At 56.7% G+C, this 10,971-nt stretch carries 12 protein-coding genes and 1 tRNA gene; 5 read left to right on the forward strand and 8 right to left on the reverse strand.

Annotated elements, in window-relative coordinates; translation table 11 throughout:
- Positions 1 to 20: 20 nt before the first annotated feature.
- The gene (locus GOV87_RS10305; protein ID WP_254447350.1) at positions 21 to 1,049 is read right to left on the reverse strand and encodes a FecR domain-containing protein; all 1,029 of its coding nucleotides are present in this window, start codon (positions 1,047 to 1,049) and stop codon (positions 21 to 23) included.
- Between the two features lie 320 nt (positions 1,050 to 1,369).
- Between GOV87_RS10305 and GOV87_RS10310 the strand changes: the two genes are divergently transcribed.
- The 4 genes from GOV87_RS10310 to GOV87_RS10320 all read left to right on the forward strand — a co-directional run bounded on the left by GOV87_RS10310 (position 1,370) and on the right by GOV87_RS10320 (position 3,788).
- A tRNA-Ser gene (locus tag GOV87_RS10310) sits at positions 1,370 to 1,459 on the forward strand.
- 154 nt (positions 1,460 to 1,613) lie between these two features.
- Positions 1,614 to 1,745 (forward strand): hypothetical protein, encoded by a 132-nt coding sequence (locus GOV87_RS20560; protein WP_256369269.1) that lies wholly within the window; start codon positions 1,614 to 1,616, stop codon positions 1,743 to 1,745.
- Positions 1,729 to 2,487: a bifunctional 2-polyprenyl-6-hydroxyphenol methylase/3-demethylubiquinol 3-O-methyltransferase UbiG gene (locus GOV87_RS10315; RefSeq protein ID WP_171211695.1), complete on the forward strand. Its 759-nt coding sequence runs from the start codon at positions 1,729 to 1,731 to the stop codon at positions 2,485 to 2,487. Before GOV87_RS20560 ends, GOV87_RS10315 begins: the two co-directional genes overlap by 17 nt.
- Positions 2,488 to 2,711: 224 nt before the next feature.
- Complete coding sequence (locus GOV87_RS10320) at positions 2,712 to 3,788, forward strand: AI-2E family transporter (protein WP_171211696.1); 1,077 nt, start codon at positions 2,712 to 2,714, stop codon at positions 3,786 to 3,788.
- Positions 3,789 to 3,804: 16 nt separating this feature from the next.
- Here GOV87_RS10320 and GOV87_RS10325 read toward each other — a convergent pair whose 3' ends face one another.
- The 4 genes from GOV87_RS10325 to GOV87_RS10340 are packed head-to-tail and all read right to left on the reverse strand — an operon-like array spanning position 3,805 to position 7,770.
- Entirely contained in the window at positions 3,805 to 4,584 is a 780-nt protein-coding gene (locus GOV87_RS10325; RefSeq protein WP_171211697.1) for an SDR family oxidoreductase, read from the reverse strand.
- Positions 4,581 to 5,519: an SDR family oxidoreductase gene (locus GOV87_RS10330; protein ID WP_171211698.1), complete on the reverse strand. Its 939-nt coding sequence runs from the start codon at positions 5,517 to 5,519 to the stop codon at positions 4,581 to 4,583. The genes GOV87_RS10325 and GOV87_RS10330 overlap by 4 nt, the downstream gene beginning before the upstream one ends.
- Complete coding sequence (locus GOV87_RS10335; RefSeq protein ID WP_171211699.1) at positions 5,516 to 6,418, reverse strand: bile acid:sodium symporter family protein; 903 nt, start codon at positions 6,416 to 6,418, stop codon at positions 5,516 to 5,518. The genes GOV87_RS10330 and GOV87_RS10335 overlap by 4 nt, the downstream gene beginning before the upstream one ends.
- On the reverse strand, positions 6,415 to 7,770 hold the full coding sequence (locus GOV87_RS10340) for an NAD(P)/FAD-dependent oxidoreductase (protein ID WP_171211700.1): 1,356 nt from the start codon (positions 7,768 to 7,770) through the stop codon (positions 6,415 to 6,417). Before GOV87_RS10340 ends, GOV87_RS10335 begins: the two co-directional genes overlap by 4 nt.
- 140 nt (positions 7,771 to 7,910) lie before the next feature.
- On the opposite strand from GOV87_RS10340, the gene GOV87_RS10345 reads away from it, so the two are divergent.
- On the forward strand, positions 7,911 to 8,507 hold the full coding sequence (locus GOV87_RS10345; protein ID WP_254428728.1) for a TetR/AcrR family transcriptional regulator: 597 nt from the start codon (positions 7,911 to 7,913) through the stop codon (positions 8,505 to 8,507).
- Between the two features lie 39 nt (positions 8,508 to 8,546).
- Here GOV87_RS10345 and GOV87_RS10350 read toward each other — a convergent pair whose 3' ends face one another.
- From GOV87_RS10350 to GOV87_RS10360, 3 genes are read right to left on the reverse strand one after another with little or no spacing between them, the layout of a single operon-like run.
- The gene (locus GOV87_RS10350) at positions 8,547 to 8,930 is read right to left on the reverse strand and encodes a carboxymuconolactone decarboxylase family protein (RefSeq protein WP_171122788.1); all 384 of its coding nucleotides are present in this window, start codon (positions 8,928 to 8,930) and stop codon (positions 8,547 to 8,549) included.
- 43 nt (positions 8,931 to 8,973) lie between these two features.
- Positions 8,974 to 10,062 (reverse strand): aromatic ring-hydroxylating dioxygenase subunit alpha, encoded by a 1,089-nt coding sequence (locus tag GOV87_RS10355; RefSeq protein ID WP_171211701.1) that lies wholly within the window; start codon positions 10,060 to 10,062, stop codon positions 8,974 to 8,976.
- Entirely contained in the window at positions 10,059 to 10,946 is an 888-nt protein-coding gene (locus GOV87_RS10360; protein WP_171211702.1) for a MurR/RpiR family transcriptional regulator, read from the reverse strand. Before GOV87_RS10360 ends, GOV87_RS10355 begins: the two co-directional genes overlap by 4 nt.
- Positions 10,947 to 10,971: the final 25 nt, after the last annotated feature.

Consider the following 10,971-nt stretch of genomic DNA (forward strand, 5'->3'; position numbering starts at 1 on the left):
GTCAGCGGGCTATGCCCTTGTTAACGCGCTGCTTGATTGCCTTTACCTTTGCCCTTTCCGTGCCCCGGACCTTTGCCCTTTCCGGGATTGCCAAAGCCGCGTGAATTTCTGGTTTGCCCTCCGGGATTGCTGCCATCCCCATGGCCGGACCGGTTTGTCTTGGTTTCTGGCTCAGGTGCCGGAGGTTCCGGTGCAGGTGGTTCTGGCGCAGGCGGTTCCGGCGTGGGTGGCTCTGGTGCTGGTGGTTCTGATGCAGGTGGCTCTGGCGACCGGGGCTCTGGGGCAGGGGGGGCATTGCGAGGCGTTTCGCGGAATGCTGCCCTGCGCGGTCTTCCAGGCGTTTGAAACTGAGCATCAGACTTCAGGACCGGGACCGGCGCAAGCTCTCCCGCGCAACCACCAATGTCGATCTGCAACGGGCTGAGCAAGTTTTCCTGAGACTGAATGAAGGGAAATCCATTGCTCAAAGCCAACTCATACTGCGCTTGATCCACAGGGCGACCGACACTTCCGCTTTCGCTCGTGGCGAACAGGCTGCACTGCCGTCCGGTTGCGCGACAGCTTCCGCTGAGGCTGCACATTTGAACATTTCCTTCCAGCACCAGCATGGCGCTTTGGCTGCCGGGGACAACCCACATGTCAAACGTAGTGCCGCGAACTGCCATCGTCGCGGTCGGCGTTCGGATCGAATAGGCTCGTTTCTTGCTTTTGCCCGAGATAAACCGAAAGCTGCCGCCGAGTGCCTGTACCGCAAATGACTTGGCTTTGCGGTTGCCGCGCAACATCGTCACGTCCAGAACCATACTGGCATTCGGGCCAATCGCGATCTTTGTCTCATCGACAAAAACCAACTGGACCAGTCCATTGCCATCAGTGGATATCGCGTCGCCCGAGACGACTTCCATTCCCGATTCCAATGGCTGCGAATTTCCGGCGCGTGTGATCTTGGCGCCTTGTTTAACTCCGATAACCGTCCCGATGTTGGCAATCGCCTGAACAGGCATAAGAGACACACAAAGAATAACAAAAATAACTCTGAACCAGGCCAAGCGTCTATTCCCCCAAATAGAATATGTCGTGAGCGATGTGCTCACTGCCCGGTTTGAACCTCTGAAAAATCAGTCTTTTTATTGATATGGCTTAAAATATGTCTGACCAAATATGCCTTAAACATCGTGCTTTTGGCAAGTATCCTGACTTTCTGCATGTTTTTCATTGGCTTGGGCGCATATCGAGCGGGGGCTGCTCTGCCATGCATTCGCATGTGACCCAGCTTGGAATATCAAATGAGTGTCGGTTTTTAGAAAATTGGCGAAGCGCAGGAAAATCGCCTTGTATCTAGTGCGCAGGCAAGGATATACCCGCCAGCGGAGACGTGGCCGAGTGGTCGAAGGCGCTCCCCTGCTAAGGGAGTAGGCGGGAAACCGTCTCGAGGGTTCGAATCCCTTCGTCTCCGCCATCAACCGGCGCGAAAATCAAAAAAAAGAAGACGAGATAGAAGCTGGATCGTCGCTTTTTTTTCATGAGTAGAAGTGCCCAGCTCATAAAGCGCTGACAGAGTTTCGATCTGCAATAAAGGACGGCGGCGGCTAATACTTGATATGCGCGTCATAATGCAGGTGGCCATCAACTCGCTGTTGGAATATCAGATTTCTGGAATTGGGGAGATGCGCGGGCTGGTCGAGTTGAGAAAGCCGGTCATTGCCCCAACGGAAGGGTTACCAGCGCATGAAGCGATCAATTGAGCCAGATTTCACCGAGGCAGATATTGCACTGATAGATGCGGCCTATGAGAAATTGCGCCCGTCAGAGGCGATCAGCGATTGGTTCACGCAATATACTCTCAATCACAGAAAGCGGCTGGCGATCGACCTGAGGATGCTTCGGGAAAATGCGGCTGACGGTGCCACGGTTGTCGAATTCGGGTCGGCGCCTTGTCTATTGACTCATGCAGCGCAGTCGGCGGGATTTAAGGTCATCGGGCTTGATCTTGAACCTGACCGGATCACGGAAGCAACCGGATCGCTTGAGATTTTGAAATGCGATATTGAGAGGGATCCCGTGCCGCTTGACGATGGCGTCGCGGATGTTGTGATTTTCAACGAGGTTTTTGAACATCTGCGTATTGATCCGATATTCACAATCAGTGAAGTGGCCCGCGTGCTGAAACCCGGCGGGCAATTATTTCTTTCGACCCCAAACCTGCAAAGTTTGGCGGGTATTCGAAATCTGGTTCTGTCAAACCGAAGCGCGTTTGTTTGCCCCGATCCCTATGAGGAATTCAGCAAGCTGCGCACATTGGGCCATATGGGTCATGTTCGCGAATACACGACACGCGATGTCATAGAATTTCTTGAGCATTTTGATCTTAAGACACGGGAAATCATCTATCGCGGTATGCGCGGAAAACGCCTGATGCGCCTGACGCAACGCGTGTTCCCGCGCCTTCGCCCCTTCTTTTCAGCCTCTGCCGTAAAGAGAGGGTGACGTCGCATGGCGACTGATTGCGAGTTTTGATCAGCGAAAGTCTGAATTTCAATAACGGGCAGTCGCGGTCGCCCGGGCACTTTTCGGAGTGCAGTTCACCGCACGGGCCAAACAGCCGAACTTACCGGCTGCTGAGTGGCCCTTGTCAGATGTCTCGTGAAAAGGCCAAATACGTCCGAAAGTAATGTCTTAAAGTTCTGGCAACCTGTGGACGGAGCCTGTGTATGAATAAGACCAAGCAACCCGGCACGCCCTCGTCATACTTTCGGGGACTGGCTTTCTGGTATCATCTGGTCGCGTTTTTGTTTTTCTTCGTTGCGTCGCTGGTGCTTGCGTCCTCGGTTCTGGTGCCGCTGTCTTTTGCAGTTCTTTTGTTCGTTCTGCTGACGGCCACGTCGGATCAAATCGGCAGGGTCAGGCTTGGAGGGCGGGCAATTCCCAAATGGATTGCGCAACTTGCGGCCATTGCGCTCGTGATAATGGGGGTTGGCGTTGTGCTGTCGATCCTGTCCAGTCAGGCGGGCGAAGTCTCGCAAGCTTTTCCGCGATATGAAGAAAAGCTGACAGGTATTCTGGCGCGCGTGGTTTCGTTGGTGGGGCAAGACAACTATGCGGCCGCGCTCAAGGCGTTGAAGCAGATCAACCTGTCGGGGTTCGCGCAGGGTGTGATCGGGTCAGCCGGTGCCTTCCTCAGCGCGTTCTTTCTGGTTTTACTCTATGTCCCCTTCATGCTGATCGAGCGCACCCCGATGCGTGCAAAGATCAAGCTGGCGGTCAAAGATGAAGAAACCGCCGAGAAGGTAAGGCGTATTCTGGATCGAACATCCGACAGTATTCAGCGGTATGTCGGCATCAAGACCTTCGCCAGCGCTCTTACAGGTTTTGGGAGCTATCTGGTGATGGCTTCGGTGGGGTTGGATTTCGCGGAAACATGGGCCGTTCTTGCCTTCATACTGAACTTCATTCCAACAGTGGGTTCGATTATTGGCGTGGCGTTGCCGACAGTGGTGGCGCTGGTTCAATTTGAAGAAGTCATCCCGCTTTTGATCGTGTTGGGCGGGTGCGGCGCGGTCCAGTTTTCTGTTGGCAATATCCTGGAGCCCATGCTTTTGGGGCGAAGCCTGAATTTGTCACCCTTCATGGTTATTCTTGCGCTTACGTTTTGGACGGCAATCTGGGGTGTCGCAGGGGCTTTGATGAGCGTCCCGATAACCGTCTGCATTATGATCGTGATGTCCAACATCCCCGCCACAAAACCTATCGCGATATTGATGTCCGGTGATGGAAAAATAGATACCTGACCCGCGGCGCACCGGATCAGGTCGGATGGTCCTTGGCGATCGTGCGCAACATTTGTGAAAAGTAAAAACCCGGCGCAATGCGGTTCACGATATTGGCCAGCCGCGCCACGCGGCCCACGGGGATAAACCGCTTGCCTCGGGCATAGCCGCGAAGGATGACGCGGGCTGCGTCCTCAGGCTCCATATAGTCAACGCCGTCCGAGGCTGAACCCGGCCTGACAAACCCGCTTTGTGCCGCATCGGGGCGTCCGATGTTGGTGGCTACAAACGAAGGTGCGGCGATGCTGACACTTACACCATGCTTGATTTCTTCTGCGCCAAGCGATTTGAAGAACCCTTCAAGCGCGTGTTTGCTGGCGGCATAGGCAGTACGATGAAAAAGCGGCGCAAACCCGGCAACCGAGGATATGGCCAAGTGGGTTCCCTTGGATTGTCGCAAAGGGTGCAGAAACTGCCTGGCACAGTCGACTGCCGCGAAATAATTGATCTCGAAGAGATTTCGGTGTGAGGCCATATCGCATTCGGCGAAGGCAGAGATCTGCGAAACTCCCGCGTTGTAAATCACCAGATCAATCGACGCGCAGGATTCAATGACCTGGGTGCAGGTCTCTTTGATCTGGTCTGGTTGGGTCAGGTCGCAGGCGAATGTGGTCACGCCGTCCAAGCGGGCATAAGAGTCTAGCTCGGGGCCCGGAAGGTCGATCAGTACGGTGTGCCACCCTTGGGCACGCAGCGCCGCAGACAGGGCTCGGCCTAGTCCACCCGCGCCGCCGGTTATCACTGCGGTTTGTGTCATTGTGCGGCCTCCCACCAGCGTTGAAATGCCTCTGCGCTGGAAAGCTCGGGCTCATATCCGAAACTTGTCCTAAGCGCGGAATTGTCCAGCACAGGGCGGTACAGCAGAAAACGCACCTGTTCAGGGCCATAGCGTGACAGACCCAGAGGGCGCGCAAATGTTAGCGCAGCTTTGAGCAGCCCAGGCCGTAACCATCGTACCGACTTTCCCATCGCCGACGCGATCTGTGAAATGGTCAGCGATCCGTTGCCGGATACGTTGAAGATACCGGCGGGACTGTCAGTCGCGGCCCGCACCAGGATTTCCGCCAGATCCTTGTCCCAGATAAAGACAAATGGGCTGTCCGATCCTTTCAGGCCCAAAAGGCGGGGCTTGCGGAACAGGGCGGTGATTTGGTTTTCGATATTTGCACCAAGTACCGTGCCAACGCGCAGGATGACCTGTTGCAGATCCGGCGCAGAGTATCTGGCCTCGGCCAGCATCTGTTCGACCAGACGTTTGTGCCAGGAATAGGCAAACTCTTCGTTGCCTCGGATCGCGTCCGTTTCCTTTAGCGGAACGGGGTTGTCTTCGTAATATCCATAGGCCGCCCCAGACGATGTTACCACCAGTCGCCGGGTGCCAGCACCGATTGCTGCGTCCAGAACATTGCGCGTGCCTTTGACATCAACCCTGTATTCCAGTTCGCGGGTCGAATTCGGACCGGGTGTTACGATAGAGGCAAGATGTACAATCGTATGAGGACGCTCTTCGAGGATAACGAATTGAGGGTCATTTCCGGTCACGTTCATTTTTCTGAACCGCGCATTTGCGGGCAGGTTCGAAGGTTCCCGAATGTCGGTCGCGATGATCTCAAGATCAGATCGGGGGCCAAGTCGGTGCAGCAGCGCCGTGCCAACGGCTCCGGCTGCACCTGTGATCAGAATCCGGGTCATTGCGGAATCTCTCGTCTTGCGAAGAACGCGGCAAGGGCGATGCCCGATATTGCGTGCCAGATACCCCATAGGGCTGCGGCAACGGCCATGCCGCCCAAGCCACCGAAGAAGGCGAAGATCAGGATCAGCCCTAGCCCCGAGTTCTGGATTCCAGTTTCGATCGTGACCGAGCGACGATCGCGCTCGGACAGGCCGCCCGCGGTGGCGGTGAAGTAGCCGCCCAGAAAGGCCAGGGCGTTGTGCAGGATGACCAGCCCGATGATGGCCCCGGCAACCTGAAGGAAGTTGTCCCAGTTCGCCGCCAATGCGACGACAATGAACGCAACGAAGATGGCCATCGACAGCCACTGCATCGGTCGGCGAATGCGATCGGCGAACCGTGTAAAGCGCGCGTTCACAAACATTCCCAGGATCAGCGGCAGGATCAGCATGAACCCTACGGTGATTGCCACCGCGACCGGGTCGATTTCAGTGCGCTGCAGGATTTCACGGGTCGGGCCATAGAGATTGCCCCAGAACGCGATATTTGCGGGCGTGATGATGATCGCTGCGACGGTTGCGAAAGCTGTCATCGACACGGACAGCGCGACATTGCCCTTTGCACGATGGGTCATGAAATTCGAGATGTTCCCACCAGGACATGCCGCAACAAGAATAAGCCCCATCGCGACAGAGGGCATGGGCTTTAACGCGACAATCATCAGGAAAGTCAGGGCGGGTAAAACGACGAACTGCGAAGTCAGTCCGACGATCAGGGGCTTGGGCCCCCGAGCCACCCGCCGAAAATCATCAAACCTTAGGTCCAGCGCGATTGAAAACATGACGACGGCAAGGATGGCGTTCAACAGCTTCAGGTTGCCCGCGTCGAAGTTCAGTGTGACCTGGTCGATCCCGTTCATTTATCTGCCGCCCTAAGAGCCGCGATCTGGCCCGTCACCTCGCGCCGATAGGTTGCCTTGTCGACGTAATAGGCCATGCGGGGCAGGTCGATATAGTTCATGCCGCCCGTTGCCCGCTCGAACCCTTCGGCCTTGGTTGCGCGGATCGCTTCTGCTGCCGTGTTTCCGGACCGCAACCCGGAAATATACCGAGCGATCATTTCGGCCTGCTCATGCCGGCCCTGCCAGCCCAGCCCGGATGCTTCGACCATGCCCAGAACAAACACGTCATCCCGTTCAGGATGCATACAGTTCAGGTAAAGATGCGGTGCGTCGCCTGTCCAGTTCAGAAGCGAATTGTCGATGAACGGGTAATGCAACTTGTACCCGGTCGCCGCAAGAATCATGTCGTACTCGGCCGAACTGCCATCCCGGAAGTGGACGGTCTTGCCGTCAAACCGTGCAATGTCAGGGCGGACTTTCAGGTCGCCATGCCCGGCGTGAAACAGGATAAGCGAATTCACGATGGGGTGGGACTCGTACAGTTCGTAATCCGGTTTTGGAAACCCGTATTTCTGAGGGTTCCCCACAAACCATTTTAGAATTGCACTATCCACCTTGCGCTTCAGCCACATCGGAAGGCGAATTTTCCCGCCCATCGTGTCAGCCGGTTTGCCGAAGACGTATTTCGGAACGAAGTAGTACCCGCGACGCATGGAAATGTCGCACGAAACGCCGTGATGGATCGCATCAACGGCAATATCGCAGCCCGAGTTTCCCGCGCCGATGACAAGAACCCTTTTGCCCGCAAACTGCGTTGGATAGCGGTACTGCGACGCATGGATGAATTCACCGGTGAACGTGCCTTCAAACTCAGGCAGGTTGGGTTCTGACAGGGTTCCGTTGGCGATCAGAACGCCCGCGAACTTCTGTGTTTGCTCGGTGCCGGATTTGTCGCGCCAGCGGACCTCCCATCCACCTTTGTCCAGCGGCTTGGTGCTTAGAACCTCGGCACCGAAGTGGAAGTGATGATACAAATCGAACGCGGTGGCGAAGTCCTGAAAATAGGTCTTCAACTCGCGGTGCGACGGATATTCGGCCGTTTCCTCAAGCATCGGGAAATCTGCGAATTCAGTCATGCGTTTCGAAGAAATGAGGTGGGCGGTCTCGTACATCGTGGACCGAGGTGCATCAATGTTCCACAGACCACCCACATCATCTGCCAGTTCAAATCCTTGAAACGGCACGCCCTGCTCGATGAGCGTTTTTGCCATCGCAAGACCCATGGGCCCGGCCCCGATAAGCGCAAAACTATCTTCCGGGCGGGCCTTCACCTTTACCGGCTGGCCCGCTCCAAACTGCACCTGCTCCATGCGTCTCTCCTCCTGCGACGTCATTTACCTTGAACGATCGTTCTAAATAAGGCAAACTGATTTTTGAGATGTCGCAACACGCTGTAAAAGAAAGAAAAAGGGCGCCGTCGCAGCGATCTGTAGCTGCGCGAGAGCGAATCTTGGACGCTGCCGAGCAGGTTTTTTCCGAACGGGGATTCGAAGGCGCATCGATTCGGGACATCGCAGAGCGGGCACAGGTTCAGAAGGCGAACGTGAATTTTCACGGTGGCCCGAAAGAAGAACTGTTTGAACGGATCGTCGCGCGCCGTGCCTCTGTTCTTTCCGAAGAACGCCTGACCGCGATCAAGGCGCTAGAGGGCCAGGATTGGCAGGTCAGGGACTTTGTCGCGGCCTATATGCAACCGCTGATCACGCGCGCGTTCGGTGGTGATCCGCAATGGCTGGCTTATGCGCGTATCGTGGCGATGGTGTCCGCAGATACGCGCTGGCGGGCGCTGGCAAAGGTGCATTTCGACCCCGCCGCGTCATTCGCGGTTCAAGCCTTGTGTGCACGGTTCCCCAATGCCGATCCAAACCGCGTGTCCGCGTCACTGGTCTATGCGGTGTCTGCGATGCTGGCCCTGTGTACGTCCGACTGGCGTATTTCGGCCCTGTCCGGTTCCAAGGGTGGGCCCAAGGCTCAGGATATGATCGAGAATCTGCTGAGTTTTTGCGAGGCAGGCATTACTGGCAGTTTAAGCGCCGAGACCGCCTGATCCCGCGAATGGCCTCGGACCTGCCACGCATCACGTCGGTTATGCGTATCCCAGAACCTTACGCGCGACGCGGAAGCACTCCAACGCCTGTGGGACGCCGCAGTATATGCCGATCACGTGAATAATGGCGCGAATTTCTTCGGGGGTTACACCGTTGTTGATCGCGCCTTTGCAGTGGATCTCCCATTCGTGCATCTTGCCTAACGCACCGATCATCGACAGGTTCATCATCGAGCGCGTCTTGGCGTCGATCACGTCATCGCCCCAGCCAAAGCCCCAGCACCATGCGGTCATGGCCTCTTGAAACGGGCGGGTGAAGTCATCGGCTGCGGCTAGGTTCTTCTCGACATATTCCGCGCCCAGAGTGCTTTTGCGTTGTTCCAACCCTTTCAGGAACAGGTCTTCGTCGAAAATATCTGCCATATTATCCTCTGTTTTATCGGGTCTCGATCTGTTGTGCAGGTCTTCAGTCCACGGCTTCGCGCATCCATTGCTGCAACCGGGCAATTGAGTGTTCTGACATCACACCACAACCGGGGTCCAAGACCAATGGTCCGGGGCGATAGCCGCGGGACTTCAGGCCGCGATGAACGGATTCGACCAGACGGATATCCTCTTCGACAGTGGTTTCGCGGTCTTGGACGGCAAGTTGCCGGATCACCGCGCTTTCGGACCCGCCCTCGGTGTACCAGCCGCGCCAGACGGTGCAGTGATCGGCGTCATGTGCGCGCCAATGATAGGTGTTAAGCACGTTGCCCGGATAGCATTGGAACGAGAACATCGGCCAAAGAAACCACGATTGATAATCGCCCGCGTGCGGTACAGACATGTCGATCGGGTAGGTCATCTTGTCGAGGCTCTGACACTCGGTCGTATGACGCAGGACATAGCCGCCGCCCGCATCGGGCTGGATGTCATATGTCTCGGGCTTGACGACGCCTTCGGCAAAGGTTGGGTGGTTGGTCGGGCAGTGGTAGCATTCCGAATAGTTCTCGATGCTGACTTTCCAGTTGCAGTTTTCTTGGATTTCCACCCATTCCAGCGGTTCCAGATCGTCGATCTGTGGAACAAAGGCACGGATTTCCTCGCGCACGCCGGGGTACCAGTCGTCCATGGGCGCGGCGTCATCGTCGAGGTTGACGAAGATGAAACCGTTGAACACCTCGGTCCGCACCGAAGTCAGGCAAATGGCGCTGCGGTCGAAACCGGGAACTGATTTGATGTTTGGTCCGGCGCGCAACTGGCCTGACAGCTCATAGGTCCAGGAATGATAGGGGCAGACGACAACGCGGGTATTGCCCGCGCCGCTGACCATCTCATGCGCCCGGTGCTGGCAGACGTTGAAAAACGTGCGGATTTCACCGTCACGACCGCGAATGCAGAACAGGTTCTGGCCCGCAATCTCGAAGGCGAAGTAATCGCCGGGTTCGCGCACCTGCGCCACGTGGCCCGCGAATTGCCAGGTTCGCGCCAAAAGCCCCTGCATTTCCTGCACGAAGATCGCAGGGTCGGTATAGTATCGCGCGTCCAGTGAATGGGTCAGGGGGGCGTTCATTCGGGCTCCTCTGCGTAAAGACCAAGGTGGTGCCTGCGTTGGTGAAACTTCTCGACCCTGTCGACGATTTCATCGCTGGACACAGCCACCACAAAGGACAGCAGCGTTTCCAGCAAAGCGATGGTCGAGACGGAAGAAGGGAAGAATTGCGGCGTGTCAGCCGCCACGACAAAGCCGTGCTGCGCGTTCAGGATCACTGGGCTGGCGGGGCTGTCCGAGATGCCGATGACGGTCAGCCCCTGTTGCCGGGCCAGTTTGATCGCGTCGATCACCTCGGTCCGGTAGGGGTGGCAGGTGATAGCGATCAGCACGTCCTGCTCATCCGCCCAGGCCAGATCGTCCACGGGGGTCGATCCGGGGCGCGGTATGGCATGGAACTGCTTCATCCCCGTCGAAGCCAGATAGGTGAAGTTGCGCGCGTTCGAGTTGTTGACGCCGACGCCCAGGGTGAAGATCTGGCGACAGTTCCAGATATCCTCGGCGGCCGCCTTCAGGCAGGCGGCGTCGATCCCGGCAAAGGTGTCCTCGATATTGCGGATCGCAGCACCGACCATATCGGCATAAAGCCCGCCCAGTTCACCCGATTTGCCGATATCCTGCAACCAGCGGGCGCGATCGGGAAAGGATATACCACCGCGCCGAATCGCATCGCGGAAGGGCGCGCGGAAATCCTCATAACCTTCGAAGCCCACTTGCCGCGCCATGCGGACAAAGGTGTTGGGCTTGACCTTGGCGGCTTCGGCGATCTCGCGCACCGTCGAAACCCCGACATCCGTGGGGTTTTCCAGCACATAGCGCGCGGCCTTCTGTGCCTCGGGCGTCAGGGCGTCCCATTCTTCACTGAGACGATCCAATACGGTGGATGATACATTTGTGTCATTCATGATTGACGATGGTACAAATGTGGAA

It is taken from the genome of Ruegeria sp. HKCCA5426, assembly GCF_013034585.1.
Lineage (GTDB): Bacteria > Pseudomonadota > Alphaproteobacteria > Rhodobacterales > Rhodobacteraceae > Ruegeria.